Origin of the sequence: Streptomyces sp. NPDC046203 (assembly GCF_040646255.1) — a bacterium.
Taxonomy (GTDB): domain Bacteria; phylum Actinomycetota; class Actinomycetes; order Streptomycetales; family Streptomycetaceae; genus Streptomyces.
Window position 1 is genome coordinate 19,039 of sequence record NZ_JBEYZX010000038.1, and the last position, 19,736, is coordinate 38,774.

Below are 19,736 nucleotides of genomic sequence, written 5' to 3' on the forward strand. Positions count from 1 at the left end.
TCTTCGGGCGGTCGGGCGGTCGGGCGGGCGGCCGGTGGGCGGGTCGGCCGGTCGATTTCGAGTGGTCGTCTTCGAGCTGTCGGCCGGTGGGCGTACGAGGGTGGTCGGCCGGCCGCCGGGGGCAGCGGCGGCCGGCTCACCCGGTGATCAGGAGCACGACGGCCGTGACGCTGCCGGCCACCGCGAGCAGCACACAGCAGGCCGCCGTGACCGCGTACGAGGTGTACACCCGGCGGGCCCGCGCGGGGTAGGCGGCCACCGCGTCCCGGCCACCGCCGCGCCGCAGCATCAGATAGGTGCGGGTCTCCGGAGCGAGGCCGACCGCGCCCACCAGATGGCTGAGGATGCGGTAGCCGTCCAGCGGCGGCAGCGGGACCAGATTGCTCAGGGCCTGCACGATGCCGATGAACAGCGCCCCGGTGAGCGGCGGCCGGGCCGGGTCCGCCGGATCGATCAGCGCCCACCACAGCGCGAACGGCAGCAGCAGGACGAGGTTGATGTGCGCACCGGCCGCGGCCACCACCAGCTTCGCCCGGAGCCCGGGCAGGAACAGGTAGTTGTCGACCGTGCAGTACATCATCATCGTCGGAAAGCGCCAGCGCAGCCCGATCTCGGTGACGACACCGCCGTAACGGCGGGCGGCGATCCCGTGCGCGAGTTCGTGCAGACAGATGCTGAACCACAGGAACACCGCGAACGGCACGAGGACCAGCGGCCGGGACACCAGGTCCAGCATCCCGTCCCAGAACGCCGGCGGATCGGCGAGAACCGCCACGATCATCACCAACGAGGCGAGCACCAGCGGGACCTGGAGCCACGCCCCCAGGAACGGGGACAGGATCCGGTGCAGCCGGGACGCGGTCCGGTGGGCGTCGGACACCGTGCTGCGGGTGCCCTTCCAGAAGGTGTTGGGCTCGGCGGGGACCGGCTCGGGCGGCGCCGGGTCCGGCGCCCCGGCCAACAGCCCCCGGGTACCGAGGAGTCCGAGCAGCCGGATCCACTGCTCGTCGGGCAGCCGGAGCCGGAACCGCTCGGCGTACGCCGCGACCACGTCGTCCTGGCCGCGGGTGCCGTCGAGCAGCGAGAGGACGAACTGCTCCTTGGGGCCGATCTCGAACGTGGCTCCGCTCACCGGGTGCTTGACCAGATGGACGGTGCGCGGGCCGCGCAGCACGGCCGGGCCGATCACCACCCCCGGGCGCATCTCCGGCCGGTAGGCGCGGACGGCGGCGGCCCGGTCGGCACCGCTCTGGGCGGCCCCGCCGGCGGAGCCGACGGCCCCACCGGCCTTGCCCGCAGCGGCGGTTGATCCGTCGGTGGTTCCAGCGGCGGTTGCGGCTGCCGCGGTCCCGGTGGTTCCGGCGGCCTCGGCGGCCCCGGCGCCCGTGCCGTCCGGCTCCGCCCCGGTGCGGTCGGGGGCGCTCACGACGCGTCCTGCCGTCCCGGAACCGGCTCGCGCAGCACCCGGCCCAGGACGTACGCCAGATACGCCTCGTCCTGGATCGTCACGTGCAGCCGGTTGTTGGTCATGTGCATATACGGGGAGAGCAGCCGCGGCAGGACCGCCTCCACCCGGGTCGCGGTCACCAGCGGGGCCGCGTCCGGATCCGCCGCACGCTCCTGGCCGGTGTCCTCCCGCGCCGGACCGTCCCACGCGGGGAACGCCAGCTCGCCGCGCTCGGTGAGTTCCACCACCCGGTCGCGCAGCTCCAGGCAGTGCTCGGCCCAGCCGCGCAGGAACTCCGGGAGCCGGGCCGGCTCACGGCTCGCGACCGCCTCCCGCAGCTGCGCGAACCGGGCGCCGAGCGAAGGCGCCATCTTCTCGTACGTCCGCTCGTACTCGGACGAGCCGATGAACCCGGTGCCGGGGAACAGCCGGTGCCAGAAGCCGTAGTACGCGTCGAGGTAGTCGGCCAGATCCTTCTCCTCGGGCAGGAAGCAGCTCGCCATCACCATCATCAGCTGCGCCGACGTGCCGAGCAGCACGGTCCGCAGATGCAGGTTCATGCTGCCGTACGCCTCCAGGACCAGGTCGCTGGAGCGCCGGAAGTGCCACTCGGCCAGCTCCACACCGGCCGGGCCGCCGTACTTGGCGTACTCGGGGGCGTAGACCTCGTACGAGAAGGAGTTGTTCGGCCGCAGGTTCATCCGGCCGTCCGGGCCCATGTACTTCTCCCGGTCCTCGCCCGGGAACTCGATGTCGAACAGCGAGTTGTAGAAGTCCTTGAGGAAGCCCGAGTCCACCTCGTACAGGGCGGGCCGGCTCTTCAGGAAGCCGCCGATCGCCTCCTCGGCGCGCCGGCGGACCTCGGGCTCCACCTCGGGGGAGGCGGGCCGCAGCCGGATCCGGACGTGCGGCCCCTCCAGCCAGTAGTTGATGAAGAAGTAGCCCTCGATCAGCCCCTCTTCGGTGAGCTGGTCGAACAGCGGACGCACACACTTCACCAGAAGCGGCTGGGGGTTGGCGGCGTAGAAGACGTGCAGCGCCAGCCAAGGGGAGGAGGCGCCGTCCTCGGCGGGCCGGAAGGCCGCGGGCTCGGTCAGTTCGGGCATGACGGGTCGACCTCCGGGCCGGACTGCGGGGAAGGGGAACAGGAAGGAGTGGTACGGGTGGTGAAGGTCTCGACGGCGAGTTCGGCCACGTGCCGGCCGCGCTCCGAGGTGACGTGCAGCGCGTCCTCGGCGGGCAGCATCTCCCGGAAGGTCACCCGGGTGCCCGGCGACCGCTCCATGAGCGCGTCGAACGAGGACAGCGACAGCGGGCTGTCGAAGTCGACGTAGATCGGCTTGGCGCCGATCGGTCCCTGTCCGGGCCGGGCGACGGTGGCGAAGCACCGGTCGGCGAGACCGTGCGTACGCCGCCAGCGCTGCCAGTCCAGGAAGAACTCCGTCTCGCCGGCCCCGGGCCGGCGCACCGGCAGGACGTCGGCGAGCGCGGTCCAGGCGCGCCGGGAGACGACGACGGAGCCGTGCCGGACCCGCGGCCTGCGGGTCACCCCCTGCTCGGCCTCGCCCTCGGGCACCCCCGCCCATACGTCGAGGGCGGCCATGGTGCTGGGGGAGAACAGCAGCAGGGTGCGCGGGATCGCGGGGAGCGCGATCGGCACCAGATAGCCCAGGTAGACCGGGACGACCTCACGGTCGAGCCGGCGCGAGCGCAGCACGAGCCGGCCGGCCGCCTCGTCGTGGACGACATAGAGATCGTCGAGGTCGATCCGCGCCTCGTCCGGCACGGTCGTCGTCTCGCCGGGGCAGACGATGTGGTGGTTGGTCAGCCGTCCGTGGAGATTGAGATTGCTGCTGACCGGCCCGCCGGTGACCTCCGCGAACACGGCGCCCTCCGGGCGGCGTCGCGCGATCTCCACGCGCAGCGCGTCCGAGAATCCGGTGCCGTCCCCGGACGCGTCCGAGGCCGCGCCGTCGTACAGATGGGTGAACCGGCTGAAGGGGAAGGCCAGTCCGCCGTACGACTTGTTGAGCACGGCGAGCTGTCCGCCCTCCGCGGGCCGGGACAGCTGGAGATGATGGCTCTGCGGGACGAACCGCGCGCCGAGCGCGGCGAGTTCGCCCGCCGTCTCGTCGAGCAGCGCGGCCGGGAGCTCGATCTCCTCGGCGTCCGCCGTCCCGGTCCGCTCCCACAGGGCGCGCACCCCGTCGTGGAAGAGGGTCCGGGCCCCGTCGAGGGCCTTCATCTCCGGCTGGCCGAGCCAGTTCTCCTCGGGTACGTAGGCGCCGTTCGCGTCGAACGGGGAGCGCTTGGAGGTGAACGAGACGTACTGGTCGAAGAAGTCCTCGTGGAAGTCGTGGACCAGGCCCAGCAGGTCGTCGCAGCGCCCGCCCCGGCCGTAGCGGGCGAGGAAGAAGCCCATGAGCGTGATGCGCTGGGGAAGCGTCAGGTCGAACAGCGGCAGCACGCCCTCCACGGCGCGCAGCGACCGGCCGGTCCGTCCGCTCAGCACCTCGGACCCACAGGCCAACTCGCCGCCCGTGTCCACGTCCTCGTAGACGAGGGTCTGCGGCAGGGTCGGCTCGGTGGCGCCCAATTCGATCTGGGCATCGTACAGTTGGGTGCGCAGGGTGCGCAACAGGGTGCGGCACTCGGTGACATCGGCGTACGGATAGCGCGCCAGGCACGCGGCCGGACCGTCCAGCAGCTCCGCCAGCCGCTCCGCCCACGGTGCCTCCAGCGAGCGCAGCGCCTCCTGGTACGCGCGCAGCGGGTCGCCGCTGTGGACGTCGGTCCGCAGTAGCGGCACCTGTACCATGCCCACGTTCAGCAGGGCGGAGGCGTACCGCTCGCACTCCTCCCGGCCGGCCCGGTGCTCCGACTCCAGCCAGTCCACCAGATCCCGCAGCCGCACCGTCCCGTCCCGGCCGCCGAGCCACTCCAGGAGCCGGTCCAGGGTGCCGCTGCGGCGCAGGAAGAACAGCCGGTCGCGGACCGCGTCGAAGGTCACGGCCGCGCCGTCGTCACCGGCGGTCGTCTCGTGGCGGACGTAGCGGATCCGGTCCGCGTCGCGCTCCCAGCCCGGCGACAGCGTCACCGGCAGGTCCTGGCGGCGCGCGTGGTCGGCGGTGATCAGCTCGGTGAGCCGGCTCAGCACCACCACGTTCAGCCGGACATGGCTGGTCCACTCCCCGCCGACGTCCAGCGCGGCACTGTCGTCCGCCGGGCCGTCCGCCGGGTCCGTCGTGTCCGCCGCGTCCTGCCCGGTCGTCGCCGACCCGGCCCCGAACGAGGCGAGACCGACTCCGGTGAAGGTGCTGAACGGACTGGTCTTGCATGCCGTGCGGTACAGATACGTGAGCGCCGAACGCTCGATCTTCCGCATCCGGTTGGCCGGGCGGGCGCTGGTGTCGTTCAGATACGCGTCCAGCCGTCCGTCCAGCGTCGGCGAGGCGAGCAGCAGCGCGCGCCGGATCCGGTCGTCGGCCAGTGCACGGCGCAACGCGCCACGGCTTTCCCGGAGTTCACCGTCCAGCAACTCCTCGCCACTGGCCAGGAGTTCGCCGAACAGGGCCCGGTCCCGCAGCCAGGCGGAGGTCCGCTCACCGGCCTCGGCGTCCCGCTCGGCCACCAGCCGGACGGCCGCCTCGGGGTCGGCCGGCAGCCGGTTGTTGAAGATCTGCCGGCGCAGCGCCAGCAGGCCGCGCCGGGCCGTCGCGTCGCCGGGCAGCTCGTCGGGACCAGTGGTGGTCGCCTTGACCAGGGCGGCCAGCAGATCGCTGAGCTCCGCGCCGGTCGCGGCGAGCCGCTCCTCCTCGGCCAGCACCCGGTCGGCCCAGGCGCGGGTGTCCGGGCAGCGCAGCGCCTGCGCGGTCTCGATCGGCAGCCCGGCCGCGCGCAGCACGAAGCGGGCACCGGGCTCCCAGCGGGACCCGCCGGCCTCGGCGCGGTCCGGGCCGGCCGGATGGTGCTGGGGGTCCGGGACGCCGGACGTCGTGGATGTCATGGGGAAGTCCTCCGGGGCTCCGAGGCCGTCAGGCGATCTCGTGGTGGAAGTCGGCGGGCTCGGGCCGTTCGTGGCCGAGGGGCATGATGAGCAGCGGAGCCTCGTCGCCGTCCATGAGCCCGAGGCGCTCGGCGAACGACACGTTGTCGAAGCCAAGCGCCACGCCCGCGCCCACGTCCAGGGCGGCGGCCGCCGTGTAGAAGGTCTGCGAGACGGCTCCGGCGGTGCCGATGGCGAGCCGGTAGCCCCGGTCGCCGAGGGCGTCGAGGACGGCCGTGGTGCGTACGGTCGGCACCAGGACCGCGCCCGTCTGCTCCAGGTTGTAGTTGGCCAGGAAGTAGTTGTCCTGGAGGAACACACCCTGCGGACCGGCCTCGACCAGCCGCAGATCGCCCCGGTCCGGGTCGTAGGTGTACGCGCCCGGCGCGATGCCCTCGACATGGTTGACGAAGACGTGCACGCGGGCGAGCCGCACCGCGCCCTCCGGGTCGGTGTCGCCCGCCAGTCGGGTGGCGGCGCACGCCGCGAGGACGGTCGACAGATCCCGCGCGGACAGCTTCTGCCGCGCGTCGAACCGGCCGAAGCTGGACCGGCGGCGGCGCAGGGCCTCGCGGGTCCCGGTGGTGGGGGCGACGGGCGCGGGCAGCGGCACCCGCTCGCCTCCGCCGTCGTCCACGGCGGCCGCGGCGGCGGCCAGCGCGCCCGGCGCGGGACGCTCGGTGGCGCCCGCGAGGGTCGCCGCGTGCATGTCCCGTACCGTCGTGAAGTCCAGCAGCGTACGCGAGCGTTCGACGTCCCGGTGCCGTACGGCGGGACGGTGCTCCGGGTCCGTGCCCGACGGGCCCGACGTGTCCGCGGTGCCCTCGGTACCCGAAGTACCCGAAGTGCCCGCCGTTCCGGCGCGCGCGGCGCGCGGTCCGTCCCAGTGCAGCGGAATGACGGCGAACACCGCCTCCTGCTCGCCCGGCACCCCGAGGATCCCGTTCAGGACGGGCTCGTCGAACCACAGCGCGGGCGCGATCCGCAGCCCCCGGGCCGCGGCCCAGATCCGCCAGGTCTGCGTCAGGGTGCCGATGTCGGTGGAGACCACGTGGAAACAGAAGCTGTTGTACTTGAACGAGTTCTGCCAGTACTTGACGCCGAGGATCAGATACTGGTCGGCCTCCAGGGCCTCGGCGGGCGCGTCCGGGCCGAGGGCGGCCCGCACCCGCTCGGTGAGGTCGCCGGTCAGCAGCCGCTGGAGGGCGTGCCGGTTGAGGTCGTAGTAGTGCAGACCGGGGGTGAGCGGGCCGGAGGGCCCCGAGGCCCAGTGGATGCTCACCGGGTAGAGACCGCCGCCGCCTGCGGTGCCGCGCGACCAGTTCGCGTGCGTGTAGAAGGGCAGGCCGGGCAGGTCGGTGTTGGCCTGGATGCCGAGCCGGCGGTTGGTCAGACCGTACGAGTCCTTCAGCATCGCCGACAGCAGCGGCAGGCTGAAGCCCGCCGCGACCCGCGACGGATCCGGGCGCTCGGTGCCCGGCAGCAGACCGGGGGCGATCGGGACGTCGGGCAGGTCCTCGGTGTCCGGCAGGGCGAACGCCTCGGCGTCCGGGAAGTACTTGCCCTTGCGCGGGCCGTCGGACCAGTTCACGACATGGTCGGTGGGCTCCATCGGGACGCGGCCGCGATGCAGGATGGCCTGCGCGTACTCATGGGCGTACCCCATGGGCTCCCCCTTTCCTCGGTTCTCGGCGCGTGCGCGCCGTGGTGCGGACGGATGGCCGGACGAACGCCCGGCGGACACGAGCGGGCCGGGACGGCACGCTCCCGGGGCCCGGACGGCCGGGCCCTCGGAACAGCGGCCTGCCGGGCGGCCGTTCGTACGGGTTACGGGAACGGATGCGGGCCGGGGTTGAGATCGGCCTCGGTCAGATCGGTCTGCCGCAGCCCCGCCTCGCGCAGCGCGGTACGCATCCGGGGCATGTGCCGGGCGCGCTGCCGGGTCCAGCCGAAGTCGAGCGGCAGCAGCCCGGGTACGAGCACCTTCACCGTGTACAGCCCGAGAGCCCGCTGTTCGGGCGCGGTCTGGTCGACCACGACCACGTCGAACCCGGCGGATGTGACGGCCTCGACCGCGGCGAGCAGATCGTCCCGTACGTCCGGCCCGGAGCCGTCGGCCCGCTCCCAGCCCAGATCGGCCACGGCGAGCGGCGCCGGCGGATCGGACCGCCGCAGCAGGAAGTCGGCGTGCCGGCCCATCTCCGGGACCGCGTAGGTCAGCGGATGGTCGTGCAGACTGAGGATCTTGGTGAAGTCGGCCGCCATCGCCCGGTAGTCGGCCTCGTCGCGCTCGAAGCGGTGGAGCAACTGCACCGAGTCCGTGGCGATCTCGCACAGCGCGGCGGCGAGCGCCGCCTCCGGGTCGAGGGAGGCCCCGGCGCCGAAGCACATCCGGGCCGTGCCGCCGTCGAACCGCTCGGCGACGCCGGTCACCACGGGCACCGGGAAGCTGATCCGGGTGTCGAAGAACCGGGCCCGGTAGCCGTACATGGCCATCCGCTCCACCATGACCCGGGTGAGCGGGTCGGAGCTGGTCGCCGGGTCGATCTCGGTCAGCGGCTGCATGCCGTGCCAGGCCAGCAGGAACGCGTCCCGTTCGAGCACCTCCATCAGACCGCTGAGCACGGCCTCCTCCAGACTGCCCCCGGAGGCGCAGCCGTTGGAGCTCTCCTGAACGAACCGGTGCTCGATACCCGGCTTGTGGTAGTACGCCAGGATCTCCGGTACGGCACGGGGGCGGCCGTCCCGTAGCGACCAGCCCCACACCCACGGCACCTCGCGGTCCGAAGTGAACGGCGGCACCCAGGGGTTGGCCTGGTGGAACTCGTCGGTGTACAGCCCGGTCTCGCGCGGGTCGACGGCGTCCGGCCCGAGCGCGTCGAGCGAGGCGGTCAGCGTCACCGCCCGCCCCCGGGCCCGCATCCCGGCGAACCGCTCAAGGCCCTCCAGGACGCCGATCAGGGTGCTGGAGCGGTACGTGTCGGCGTGCCCGCCCCAGAACGTCTCGCGCAGATACTCCCCGGAACGGCTGGAGAAGCAGCCGATGGTGGCCGAGGTGGTCGGCGAGGTCACGTCGCACACCACCGACGGCCCGACGGCACCCCAGTGCGGGTTGGCGAACGCGTCCACCCGCAGTCCGTACGACTCCACGTGCCGCACCCGCGCGACACCCGGCCGGTACTTCGGCGCGGGCTCCAGCGTGAGCGCGGCCGCCTCGGCCGTCAGCGGCCGAGGCGTCCCGCAGGACGGACAGTCCGGCTCGGGCACCAAAGGATGGTGACGGACCGTCAGCGTCTCCAGATCCACCAACCACACGTCCGGGAACGGCTCTTCGCCGTCCGGCGGAGCGGCGGCGAGACGGGCGATCAGCGCCGCCACGGCCTCGGCGGCGAACGGTACGTGGTACGGCCAGGGCCCGGCCTCCCGGGTCCGGCCCCGCAGTTCGAGGCCCTCGCGCAGACCGACCGAGCGCACCGACTGCCAGCGGCGCTCCAGACACCCGGCGCAGCCGGCCCGGCCCGCCACCGGCCAGGGCCCCACCATCACCTGACGGCCGTACAGCCGCACGGGCAGCGCGGTACCGGCGCCGGCCGCCGGGGCGGCGAACGCGTCGCCCACCCCGAGAGCCGAGACCGCCGGTTTTGGAACCCCGGGACCGGACCCGCCGGGCAGGCCCGCGAGGGCCCGCCCGAGCGCGTCGGCGAAGCGACGGCACGCCTCGGCGCGCGGCGCGGCGGCCCCGGTGGCCGGGGCCGATGCCACGTCAGCGGTCATCGCCGGCCGCCTTGGTCAGCAGCACGCGCACGGTGTGGATCCCGGCGGCCGGCAGATCGGCGCCGTGCGTGGGGACCACGAACGCGTCCCGGCCCGCCGCCGCCAGCCGTCCGAGCACCTCCGACCAGGCCGGAGCGGTGGCGGGGGAGTCCCCCGGCGCCGGGGCCGTGACCGCGACCAGGAACGGGTCCAGGTCGACCAGCAGCGCGTCACCGGTGTCCGGCGTGCCCAGCACGCCCTCCGCCGCGAGCTGCGCCGTACCGAGCAGGTCGCGCAGCGCGTCGGTGACGGCGGCCGTCCGGCCGAGCGCGGCGCCGACGCTCCAGTGCGACGCCCCCTCGCCGGCCGCGCCGTCCGAGGCCGCCACCCGGGTCCGGGCCAGCACCACGGACACCCCGCTGTGCGCCTCCTCGCCGAGGTCCAGCAGGTCGACGGCGTACCCGAGATGCCCGGCGGAGCGCAGCAGGAACGTCACCTCGGGCGCGTCGGCGAACAGCTCCGGCGCCAGCACCGCCGTGCTTCCCGCACCGCGCACCGACCGCAGCAGCGCGTCGTACCCGAGCGCCGACAGCAGACCCGCCGCCGCGGCCTCCGGCAGTCCGCCGCCCGCACCGGCACCGGCCCGCGACGGCTCGAACCGGCGGTCCTGGTTGTCCGGACCGAACGGCCGCACGGCCCCTGCGGGCACCCGGTGCGTCTCCTTCGTCAGCAGCGAGGTCGCCGCCAGCCAGGCCGCGACCGGGTCGCCGCCCGCGCCGGTGGCCGTGACCAGCGCGTCCGGCGCCACCCGGGGCAGCGCCTCGGCCGTCTCGTCGTGGGCGTCGGCCAGAGTGACGGCCGGCACCACGTGCTCGGCGTACACCGCGGCCGCCGCCTCCAGGGCCCGCAGCCGGGCGCCCGCCGTGTGCTGGACGTCGAAGGCGGCGACGGTACGCCGGCCCGCCGCGCCGAGGCCCAGCTCCACGGCCCCCACCTTCAGCGGCGTCTGGGTGACCGGCTCGTCCGCGTACCGAGTGAAGACACCGACGGACGGGCGCAGCGCGAGCGCGCGCCGGTCCAGCTCCGCGAGCGGACCCTCGGTCGCCTCGTCGTCCGGGGCGGCGGCGACCACCGGCCGGAAGACCGGCCGCGCGGGCGCCTCGGCCAGGTCGACCGGCTCCGGGGCGGTGGCGGAGGTGGCGGAAGCGGCGGAGGTGGCGCAGTACGGGCAGCGCGGGTGCGGCAGCAGCCGCTCCGCGAGCACGTCGAAGGAGGCCATGTCCTGGAGCAGCACCCGGCCCCGGGTCTCGGCCGGCAGCGCCTCCGTGACCAGGCGGAACACCTCGTAGCCGAGCAGGTTGCCGAGCATCGCGGCGAGCGGGCCGCGCGGCGTCGCCGCCGCCGTCGTGCCCAGCGCGAGACCGCTCCACAGCTCGGCCGCCTCGGCCGCGTCCCCGGTGGCGCCGAGCCGCAGCGCGGCACAGGCCGCGCAGGCCGGGGAGCCCGCGCCGCTGACCGGACCGACCACGGCCCGGCCGCCGAACGTCCAGGCGGGCAGCAGCAGCCGGCCCTCCGGAACTCCCGCGCCGAGCAGGGCGAGCGTGGTCTGCAGCGCGTCGCGGCCGCCCGCGGCCACCACCACGTCGTACCCCTCGTACGCGGCCCAACCGCCCGCGCCGGCCGCCCCGTTGCCGGGGAGTACCACGACCTCGGTCGGGCAGCCCCGAGCGGAGAGTTCGGCCGCCTCCGCGTGCAGCGCGGCGAAGTCCTCCGCCGTGGCGGGGTTCTCGGTCAGCGCGGCCTCGACCGCGACGGCGGCGCAGCCGTTGCGCAGCAGCGACTGGGCGCACCAGCGGGCCACCGGTCCGTCGCCGAGCACGGCGACCCGGGTGCCGCGGAACGCGGCGAACCGGCCCTCGGCGCCGTCGGCGTAGTGGTCGAGGTAGCCGATCTGCTCGGCGAAGCGCTCCGCGACCGCCTCGTCCAGGGCGGCCTCGGCGCCCGGCTCGGCGGGCTCGGGTACGGGCCGGGCGAAGCCGCGCGAGTACAGGGCCTTCACCAGGCCGCCGACCATCGCCTTCTGCGGCTCGCCGAAGCCGTTGCAGATCTCGGCCACGGTCCTGCGCCCGTTGAAGTGCGGGACGAGCAGTGTGGCGACCTTGTAGGCGTTCGGCGAGCTGAACTGGAAGCCGCCGTCGGCGTTGTGGAAGATCACGCCCTTGGGCGTCTCGGTGAACAGGACGTCGCGGCGCACCCGGGGCCGGGTGCCGGCGGTCTCCTCGTAAGGCGTCGTGGACATGCGGGGGTCGCACCTCCGGTTCGGGGCCTGTCGGCCGCGGTGGATCTGAGAACAGGTCTGAGCTGGTCTGAGCAGGTCTGGCTGGGCTGAACTGGTCTGACTGGTCTGAGCAGGTCGGGAATCAAGGGGGAAGGGAATCCGGCGCCCCCTGGTGCGCGGGGCTCACAGTGGAGCCGGGCGCGGGAGGGAACCGGGCGGATAGAGAAAAAAGAGAGAAAGGAGAGAACGCGGAGAGAGATTCGGAGAGTGGAGGTTCGGCGGGTTCGGCGGGGTCGGTGGGGCACGTGATGCGGATGTGACGGGGAGACGCGACGGGGGTCGGACGGCGCGTCGGGCGTGCGGGAAAGCGAGTGGGCGGCGAACGGGTGGGGCGGCACCGGGTGGCACGGAGTGTCACAGTGCGAGAGGGCAGGGTTGGGCAGCGGGTCGGGTGGTCGGGAGGTTCAGGCGTCTCGGGTGGTACAGAGGAAGGGGAGCCGCCCCGGGACGATCAGGTGGCCCCCGACGGCAAGGCGCGCCTCGCCGGGGTGGTCACGGCCCGTGGGACGTCGTCCCCGTTCCGGGCGGTCCGGTACAACGCATGGGCGCGGAACAGCTCGTTCATCCACAGGGTCCCGGGCTGGTCGTCCTCCAGGAGCCCGTGGTCGAGCAGCCGTTCCAGCAGTTCCTCGGCCTCGGTCTCGGGGATCGCGAGCGCCCCGGCCGTGGCCGGCGCGGTGATCCGGCCGTGCAGCCGGGCCAGCCGCAGATACGCGTCGGCCAGCGGCGCGGGCAGCCGGCCGAGCGCACCGTCGAGGGCGAGCGGCACCGACATCCGGGGGTCGTCGGGCAGCGCGAGCCGCGCGGGCAGATCGCGCCGGAGCCATTCCGCGTAGTCGGCGAGCCGGGTCCGCGGCCGGGTGAGCAGCCGCGCCGCCACGATCCGCAGCGCGAGCGGGACATGCCCGCACAGCTCCGCGAGGGTCCGCGCGGCGCCGGCCTCGGCGGCCACCCGGTCCCGGCCGAGCACGGCGGTGAGCAGGGCGCGGGACTCCCGCGGCGACAGCGCGCCGAGCTGGAGCACCATGGGACAGTGCGTGGCGACCAGCGCGGCGAGACCCAGACGGCTGGTCACCACGACCGCGCCGGGACTCATCGTGTCGAGCAGCTCGCGCACTTGGTCGGGGTGGACCACGTCGTCGAGGATCACCAGACACGGCTCCGGCTCCGAGGCGCCCTCGGCGTTCGCGGTGTCCCCGTTATCCCCCGTGTCCCCGCAGGGCAGCAGCGCGCGCAGGGCGGCGGCCGCGTCGGCGGTGGGGCGTGCCGTGCCGTCGGGACCGCTCATCGGCAGGACGATCGCGCCCCCGGGGTAGCGGTCGGCCACCAGATGCGCGACGTGCAGGGCGAGGGCGGTCTTGCCCATGCCCGGACCGCCGGAGATCAGTGCGAGGAGCGGAGCGGTCCCGTCCGTGCCGTTGTCGGAGCCGCCGGCCGCGCCGGAGAGGTGGGCGACCAGGTCGGCCGTCTCGCGGGAGCGGCCGGTGAAGCCGGGGACGTACGGCAGCCGGGGCCCGGGCGCCGGACGCCGGCGGGCCCGTGCGGCGCGGCCGGCCGGCGGGGTCGACGCGGCCGTCGTACCGGGAGCGGGCTCGCCGTGGGCGGTGGTGCCCGCGGGGGCGAGGCACTCGGTGCCGGGGTCTTCGGCGGGGGAGTGCCCGGCACGTCCGGCAGGGGTGTCCGCGACAGTGGAGGGCTGGTCGGCGGCGGGGCCGCCGGCCGGCTGCGCGGGCGGCTGTACGGACGGCTCCGCCGAGGCGTTGGACGCGGTCGACGCGCCGGACCCGGCGGTGACGGCGAGCCGGGCGGCGGGCTCGATCTCCGGTCCGCGCGGTGCGTCGCCCCGCAGGATGGACAGCTCCAGCCGCTGGAGTTCCGCGCCCGGGTCGATGCCGAGCTCGTCGCGCAGATGCGTACGTATCCTGCGGTACTCGGCCAGCGCCTCGTTCTGGCGCCCGACCCGGTAGAGGGCACGCATCAACTGGGCGGTGAGCCCCTCGTGCTGGGGATGGGCCCGGGTGGCCTCCCAGAGATCCACCAGGACCTCGCGGCCCCGTCCGCGCGCCAGTTGGATCTCGCAGACGCGCTCCACCGCCCGCAGCCGCTCCTCGACGAGCCGGGGCACCTCGTCGCGGTGCAGCAGATCGGAGGGGACATTGGTGAGCAGCGGCCCCCGCCACAGCCCGAGCGCCGTGCGCAGCAGGGGGAGTTCGGCCTCGCCCGCGCCGTCGGCCTGTTCGGTGAGACGGCGGAAGTGCAGCAGGTCGAGAGTGTCGTGATCGGCGGGGAGGAGATATCCGCCGGCGACCGCGACCACCGACTGCTCCTCGATGTCGTACTTCGCGAAGAGCCGTCTCAGCCGCAGGACACAGCTCTGCAGCGCCGCCTTCGCGGTGGCGGGCTGCTCCTCTCCCCAGACGGCCTGGCGCAGCCGGGAGACCGGGACCACCTCGCCCGGCCGTACCAGCAAGGCGGCCAGCAGCGACGTCGGCTTGGACGGCGGCAGGACGACCATGTCGCGTCCGTCGGTGATGCTGAGCGGACCGAGCAACTGGAAGCGCACTGAGTTCCCCTCGTCTACCGTCGGACGCCTCTGGTATGGACCGGCGCACCGCCGCGTACCCCTGGAGGGAGCGCGCAGGCATGACGGAGCCTCTGTGAAGCGGACTTCACTCATCCGTTCGGTCGTGTGGCAGTGGTGAGTGTCTACTGGCGTAGATTCCTGGTCAAGGGGGTCCGCGCAGGTGAATGGCGGCTTGTCAGCGGCGTCTTGACAGCTCGTCACGCGGGGTGTTCGCGCACCTCACGGGGGCGGTGGCCGGTTTTGGACCCCGGGCCGGCGGCGGGCGTCATCCGGCGGTGGGCCGGTGGCGACGGAACGTTTCCCTGGCGTTGCGGAAGACTTCATTCCGTTTGTCTGAGGGCACACCAAAGGCCCGTCCGGCGCCGCTTCCTTGAAAAGGAAGGGGTCGGACGGGCTCGGCTACGCCGACCGTCGGGTCAGGCGGAGCAGGAGGTGGTGCTGCAGGTGGAGCTGGAGGTCGAGGTGGAGCTGGTGCTCGTGCAGCCGGCGAGCACGACCTCGCTGGCCTCCGAGTAGTCGGAGATCTCGAAGGTCTCGGCCTCCAGCTTGAGGATCTCGTCCGCGAGGGTGCTCAGTTCCTTGTCCATGGTGTCTCCCAAGGTCTCGATGGATCGTTTCCCGGCTCCCGAGGTCGCCGGTGCGGAACCATTCCAGCGGCACGCGCTCACCGTTCGGCACGTGTTCCGCTGGCACTTCGCTGACACGCGGTGCCAGCGGACCGCTGCGGAGGGCGAAAGCCCTGGTGGGAGCGGTGGAGGTGAATATTCCGCCCGCCTGTCCCAGGCCCTGGCTACGGTTGCGGCATGGGACACGCACGCACCGATATCACCGAGGACGACGGAAACTGGACGGGTCTGTCCCTGGAGGTGCGGTCACCGGCCCGGCCCGGTCTTCGCCTGTTCGCCGCCGAACGGCGGCTGCTGCTCGCCCAGGAGACGGAGCCGGTGCTGCTCGCCACCGTGGACCGCGACGGCTGCGGGGTGCAATTCCGGCGTACGGGCGCCTACCGCTCCGTCGTACCGCCGCTGCGCGCCCAGGCGGCGCGGACCCTGGCCGGCCGCCCGGACCGCTGGGCGCACCGCCTCGCCCCGTATCTGCTCGACTCGCCGGGCGGCCCGCTGCACGAGGGCCGCTGGCTGCTCACGAACCGGAACCCGCTGCTGCGCGGGAACGACGCCCGCCTGCCGTGGGGGGAGTACCTGGACTCCCTGCTCGTCGAGGGCGACCCGGACGGATACATCGACTGGTTCGTCCACAACAGCTCGTGGGAGATCCTTCCGCTGCGCCCGATGCCCGCCGCGGACGACGGCCGGGTGAAGGCGTACCGCAAGCAGGCCCGGGACGGGACGCTCCCGCCCGTTCTGATGTGGTGGGTGAGCGGCCTGGACTGCGGAGTGATCCTGGACGGCCATGCGCGTCTCGCCGCCGCGATCGCCGAATCCGTCGAGCCCCCGCTGCTTCAGCTGATCCGTACGGCCCCGGGCGACGAGGTGGCCGAGGGCACCGAACGAGCGGTGGGGAGGTACGAGGCCGAGATGGCGCGCTTCGCGGAGCTGCGGGTCCGCCACGGCGCCGCGGTCCCCGACGGCGCCGCCCTGCTCGGGCCGCTGCTCGCCCGTGACCTGCGGGAACTGGACACGGCCCGGCGGCCCAGCTGGGCCTGGCCGCTGGAGGGCGGCCAGGAGCGGTGGCTCCGGATCGCGCACGGGGTGAGCGACGGGCGGTGGCCGCCGGCATGAGCCGGGAGCCGCGCCCCGGGTGTCCGGGGTGCCCCGGGCTTTCTGGGCTTTCTGGGGTACGGCTCCCCGGGCGCCGCCGCCCCGGAAAGGCCCCTTCCCGCGGCGGCGGCGGTCCGCGTCGGTGCGCGTCAGGCCGTCGCGCGGTGCTCGGTGATCCAGCGGGCCGCAAGCAGGCCGGAGCCCGCGGTCAGGACCGCGGCGGCGACGATCGTGGCGTTCAGCCCGAGGAGGTCGGCGAGGACGCCGGCGACCAGGGCGCCGGCCGCGTAACCGATATCGCGCCAGAAGCGGTACGTACCAAGGGCGTTGGCACGCCACGCGGGGTGGGCATGGTCGGAGATCGAGGCGATGAGCGCCGGGTAGACCATGGCGGTGCCGAGGCCGAGGGCGACGGCGGACAGCACCCCCGCGAGCAGGGGGTGATCGAGCAGGGCGAGGGCGAGGACGAAGCCGCCGGCCTGGACGAGCATGCCGGTGACGATGAGCGGCTTGCGGCCGAAGCGGTCGGAGAGGTGCCCGGTCGGGATCTGCCCGAGGCCCCACAGGATCGGGTAGAGGCCCTTGATCAGACCGACGGCGACCAGTCCCAGCCCTCGGTCGGTGAACAGAAGCGGGAAGACGCCCCAGGTCAGACCGTCGTTGAGGTTGTTGATCAGTCCGGCCTGGCTGGCGCCGCGCAGCGAGCGGTCGCGCCAGGACGTACGGATGAACGTGGCCCCGAGCCCGGTCCGCTCGCCCTCCGGCAGCGGCTTCGGGTGCCGGGCCAGCTCCAGGGCGACATGGGCGGAGGTGTCGCGGACGACGAGGGCGAGCGCGAGTCCGGCGACGACGAAGACGGCGCCGATGAGCTCCGGGACAGGCCGCAGCCCGTAGCCGGTGGCGAGGTAGCCGGTGACCAGGGCGGTCACGCCGACGGAGGTGTATCCGGCGGCCTCGTTCAGACCGGTGGCCAGGCCCCGGCGGGACGGGCCGACCAGGTCGATCTTCATGTTGACGGTCATCGACCAGGTGAGTCCCTGGTTGAGGCCGAGCAGGACGTTCGCCGCGATGATCCAGTTCCAGGACGGCGCGTACGCGAGCAGGAACGGCACCGGTACGCCGATCAGCCAGCCGGTCACGAGCAGCTGCTTGCGGCGGAACCGGGCGGTCAGCGCGCCGGCCGCGAGGTTGGTGAAGGCCTTGGTGAGGCCGAAGGCGATGATGAACGAGAAGACGGCGAGACCGCTGGTGAGGCCGAAGGTCTCGCTGCCGATCAGGGGGACGGTGGTCCGTTCGAGGCCCACCAGACCGCCGACCGCCATGTTGACGACGACGAGCAGGGTGAACTGGAGCCAGTTCTCCCGCAGGCCGAGCCGCACCGGGCGGCCCGAGCGGTCGACGGGCGGCGCGGGCTCGGTCGCGGGGGTGGTCGAGGGAACGGCCGAGGGGGCGGCCGAGAGGCCGGGTGCCGGGGGCGGGGCGGAGGCGGGGGTGGTCTTCACGGGCGGTGTCCTTGGGTCTCCTGGACGGGGTACCGGACGGGGAGCATCACCGCCGGGCTTCAGTTACAGTAATCCATAGATATTTGGAGGAAGCAATGCGGGAAGCCACCACCGGCGGCGGCAAGGCCGCTCTCTACGAGGCATTCGCGGCCAGCGGCAAGGCTCTGGCCAGCGGAAAGCGCCTGGAACTGCTCGATCTCCTGGCCCAGGGCGAGCGCACCGTCGACGCCCTCGCCAAGGCCGCCGGGCTCAACCTGACCACCGCCTCGGCCCATCTGCAGACACTCAAGCAGGCCGGCTTCGTCGCCACCCGCCGCGAAGGCGTCCGCATCCACTACCGGCTCGCCGGTGACGACGTCGCCCGGCTGTTCGCCCTTCTGCGCCAGGTCGCCGACCGCCACCAGGCCGCGGTCCCCGTCGCCCGCTCCGCCTACCTCGGCGAGGACGGAGCCGCCGAGGTGGGCCACGAGGAACTGCTGGCCCGCCTCGCCGACGGCGGCACCGTCGTCCTCGACGTACGCCCGGCGGAGGAGTACCTCGCCGGGCACATCCCCGGCGCGCTCTCCATCCCCGTCGGCGAGCTGGCCGGCCGCCTCGGCGAGCTGCCCGAGGAGACCGAGGTCGTCGTCTACTGCCGGGGCGAGTTCTGCGCGCTCGCCTACGACGCCGTGCGGCTGCTCACGGGCCTGGGCCGGCGGGCCGTCCGCCTCAACGACGGCATGCTCGAATGGCGCCTCGCCGAACACCCTGTCCGCGAGGGCGAGACCGCCTGACGGGGGCGGTCCGGCGGCCCGGCGGCACGCGAGGGGGCGACGGGTCATTCGAGGGCGCCGCCCCGGGGTCCGGCTCTCAGGCCGCCGTCACCCCTCGGACGGCCGCCGGGCCAGGTCCTTCCACAGCACCACGCAGACCGTTTCGTGGCGGCGGATCGACCCGTCGGGCGCCTGGACGTCCCAGCCGTCCGGCCGGCGGTCGTACGCGACGTACCCCAGCCGTTCGTACAGGGCGCGGGCCCGGGGGTTGGACTCCTCGACGGACAGCTCGGCGCGGAGCAGACCGCGATCCCTGATCCGCGCCTCGGCGGCTCCGACGAGGAACGTGCCGATGCCGCGCGACTGTACGGCGGGACGCACGGCCAGCTGCCACAGGGTGCCGGCGCCCGGCGTGGCCTCGTAGTCGACACCGCCCTTCGCCAGGACGACGCCCGTCGTGCCGCATACGGCCAGGTAGTCGACCGCGCCGCCCCGGGCCCGCTCCAGCTGCCGGGCGACACCGTCCAGATGGACGGCCGACCCGGCCCACCCGCACGACGCGAGATCCGCGTGCACCAGATCGCGAACCGTCAGCCCCCACGTGATGTCCATCTTTCCGACCTCCCCCTCCGTCTCGCCTTCGGCAAGCCGCCAGTATCGGGCGCGGGACGGCCGAGCGCCCGGGATTTCGGGTCCGCGCGAGCCGCCGGACGGACGCCATCGTCAAGCTGTCCGGCCCGCGCCTCCCTCTCCCGGGCCCCCGGCGGCCTAGGCTGAGGAACCGGCACCCGCACCGGCACCGGCATCGGCATCAGGGAGGCTTCGATGACGCAACCGACCAGGCCCCATCCGGTCTTCGCCCGCGTGTACGCCGGGTTCGCCGGCCCCGCGCTGGAGCGGGCCGGGATGGGCGAGCACCGCGCCCGGCTGCTGGCCGGGCTGAGCGGCGACGTCGTCGAGATCGGTGCGGGCAACGGCCTCAACTTCCCCCACTATCCGGCCGAGGTCACCCGGGTCGTCGCCGTCGAGCCGGAACCGACGCTGCGCGCCCGGGCCGTGGAGCAGGCCCGCGGCGTCACCGTACCGGTGGAGACCCAGGCCGCCCGCGCCGAGCGGCTCCCCTTCCCGGACAGCTCCTTCGACGCGGCCGTGGCCTGCCTCACGCTCTGCTCGGTGTCCGACCCGCACGCCGCTCTCACCGAACTCCACCGCGTCCTGCGCCCCGGCGGACAGCTCCGCTTCCTCGAACACGTCCGGGCCCGGACCCCCGGGATGCGCCGGGTGCAGCGGGTCCTCGACGCCACCATCTGGCCCCCGCTGGTGGGCGGATGCCACACGGGCCGCGACACCGAGGCGGCCATCGCCGCCGCCGGCTTCACCCTCGCCGCCGTCGACCGCTTCGACTTCCCCGCCTCCCGGATCCCGCTCCCCGCCGCCGCCCACATCCTGGGCACCGCCGTCCGAGGCGGCGCGCCCCGCACGGAGGTGTGACGGCACGGTGCCACCGGGCGCGCGAGCCCGCGCCCGAACCGGCCGCCCCCTCGCCGTACCCCGGGCGGCCCGTCCCGTTCCCCGGGACGGATGCGGGGTGATCCGC

The 19,736-nt window shown here is 74.0% G+C and carries 13 protein-coding genes; 3 read left to right on the top strand and 10 right to left on the bottom strand.

Translation table 11 applies throughout. The annotated features are described in order from the left end of the window. Window positions 1-136: 136 nt before the first annotated feature. The 8 genes from ABZ990_RS23645 to ABZ990_RS23680 form a co-directional block, all read right to left on the bottom strand. Complete coding sequence (locus ABZ990_RS23645; protein WP_361234919.1) at window positions 137-1,426, bottom strand: M50 family metallopeptidase; 1,290 nt, start codon at window positions 1,424-1,426, stop codon at window positions 137-139. Continuing rightward, window positions 1,423-2,553 carry a lantibiotic dehydratase C-terminal domain-containing protein gene (locus ABZ990_RS23650; protein ID WP_361234922.1) on the bottom strand — a complete coding sequence of 377 codons (1,131 nt, stop codon included), beginning with the start codon at window positions 2,551-2,553 and terminating at the stop codon, window positions 1,423-1,425. The genes ABZ990_RS23645 and ABZ990_RS23650 overlap by 4 nt, the downstream gene beginning before the upstream one ends. After that, window positions 2,541-5,453: a lantibiotic dehydratase gene (locus tag ABZ990_RS23655; protein ID WP_361234925.1), complete on the bottom strand. Its 2,913-nt coding sequence runs from the start codon at window positions 5,451-5,453 to the stop codon at window positions 2,541-2,543. The genes ABZ990_RS23650 and ABZ990_RS23655 overlap by 13 nt, the downstream gene beginning before the upstream one ends. A 28-nt stretch (window positions 5,454-5,481) precedes the next feature. Beyond that, window positions 5,482-7,158, bottom strand: a complete 1,677-nt coding sequence (locus ABZ990_RS23660) for a nitroreductase family protein (protein WP_361234928.1) — start codon at window positions 7,156-7,158, stop codon at window positions 5,482-5,484. 161 nt (window positions 7,159-7,319) lie between these two features. Further along, window positions 7,320-9,266, bottom strand: coding sequence for a TOMM precursor leader peptide-binding protein (locus ABZ990_RS23665; protein WP_361234931.1), 1,947 nt, complete (start codon window positions 9,264-9,266; stop codon window positions 7,320-7,322). Beyond that, a complete protein-coding gene (locus tag ABZ990_RS23670; RefSeq protein ID WP_361234934.1) occupies window positions 9,256-11,544 on the bottom strand; it encodes a TOMM precursor leader peptide-binding protein in 2,289 nt (762 codons plus the stop codon). The genes ABZ990_RS23665 and ABZ990_RS23670 overlap by 11 nt, the downstream gene beginning before the upstream one ends. A 490-nt stretch (window positions 11,545-12,034) precedes the next feature. Next, complete coding sequence (locus ABZ990_RS23675) at window positions 12,035-14,146, bottom strand: BTAD domain-containing putative transcriptional regulator (protein ID WP_361234937.1); 2,112 nt, start codon at window positions 14,144-14,146, stop codon at window positions 12,035-12,037. Window positions 14,147-14,583: 437 nt separating this feature from the next. Continuing rightward, a complete protein-coding gene (locus ABZ990_RS23680; protein WP_361234940.1) occupies window positions 14,584-14,754 on the bottom strand; it encodes a thiazolylpeptide-type bacteriocin in 171 nt (56 codons plus the stop codon). A 216-nt stretch (window positions 14,755-14,970) separates the two neighbouring features. On the opposite strand from ABZ990_RS23680, the gene ABZ990_RS23685 reads away from it, so the two are divergent. Beyond that, on the top strand, window positions 14,971-15,906 hold the full coding sequence (locus ABZ990_RS23685) for a hypothetical protein (RefSeq protein ID WP_361234943.1): 936 nt from the start codon (window positions 14,971-14,973) through the stop codon (window positions 15,904-15,906). 128 nt (window positions 15,907-16,034) lie between these two features. Here the strand turns inward: ABZ990_RS23685 and ABZ990_RS23690 are convergent, their stop codons facing one another. Next, complete coding sequence (locus ABZ990_RS23690; protein ID WP_361234946.1) at window positions 16,035-17,387, bottom strand: MFS transporter; 1,353 nt, start codon at window positions 17,385-17,387, stop codon at window positions 16,035-16,037. Between the two features lie 95 nt (window positions 17,388-17,482). On the opposite strand from ABZ990_RS23690, the gene ABZ990_RS23695 reads away from it, so the two are divergent. Further along, entirely contained in the window at window positions 17,483-18,160 is a 678-nt protein-coding gene (locus tag ABZ990_RS23695) for a metalloregulator ArsR/SmtB family transcription factor (RefSeq protein WP_361234949.1), read from the top strand. Between the two features lie 87 nt (window positions 18,161-18,247). Here the strand turns inward: ABZ990_RS23695 and ABZ990_RS23700 are convergent, their stop codons facing one another. Next, window positions 18,248-18,751 (bottom strand): N-acetyltransferase, encoded by a 504-nt coding sequence (locus ABZ990_RS23700; RefSeq protein ID WP_361234952.1) that lies wholly within the window; start codon window positions 18,749-18,751, stop codon window positions 18,248-18,250. 213 nt (window positions 18,752-18,964) lie between these two features. On the opposite strand from ABZ990_RS23700, the gene ABZ990_RS23705 reads away from it, so the two are divergent. After that, window positions 18,965-19,630 (top strand): class I SAM-dependent methyltransferase, encoded by a 666-nt coding sequence (locus ABZ990_RS23705; RefSeq protein ID WP_361234955.1) that lies wholly within the window; start codon window positions 18,965-18,967, stop codon window positions 19,628-19,630. Window positions 19,631-19,736 lie beyond the last annotated feature (106 nt).

Bases quoted from the DNA above. Each gene is read 5' to 3' on its own strand.
- ABZ990_RS23660 (WP_361234928.1), bottom strand. From the start codon at position 7,158: ATGGGGTACGCCCATGAGTACGCGCAGGCCATCCTGCATCGCGGCCGC.
- ABZ990_RS23700 (WP_361234952.1), bottom strand. From the start codon at position 18,751: ATGGACATCACGTGGGGGCTGACGGTTCGCGATCTGGTGCACGCGGAT.
- ABZ990_RS23650 (WP_361234922.1), bottom strand. From the start codon at position 2,553: ATGCCCGAACTGACCGAGCCCGCGGCCTTCCGGCCCGCCGAGGACGGC.
- ABZ990_RS23680 (WP_361234940.1), bottom strand. From the start codon at position 14,754: ATGGACAAGGAACTGAGCACCCTCGCGGACGAGATCCTCAAGCTGGAG.
- ABZ990_RS23695 (WP_361234949.1), top strand. From the start codon at position 17,483: ATGCGGGAAGCCACCACCGGCGGCGGCAAGGCCGCTCTCTACGAGGCA.
- ABZ990_RS23670 (WP_361234934.1), bottom strand. From the start codon at position 11,544: ATGTCCACGACGCCTTACGAGGAGACCGCCGGCACCCGGCCCCGGGTG.
- ABZ990_RS23685 (WP_361234943.1), top strand. From the start codon at position 14,971: ATGGGACACGCACGCACCGATATCACCGAGGACGACGGAAACTGGACG.
- ABZ990_RS23705 (WP_361234955.1), top strand. From the start codon at position 18,965: ATGACGCAACCGACCAGGCCCCATCCGGTCTTCGCCCGCGTGTACGCC.
- ABZ990_RS23665 (WP_361234931.1), bottom strand. From the start codon at position 9,266: ATGACCGCTGACGTGGCATCGGCCCCGGCCACCGGGGCCGCCGCGCCG.
- ABZ990_RS23655 (WP_361234925.1), bottom strand. From the start codon at position 5,453: ATGACATCCACGACGTCCGGCGTCCCGGACCCCCAGCACCATCCGGCC.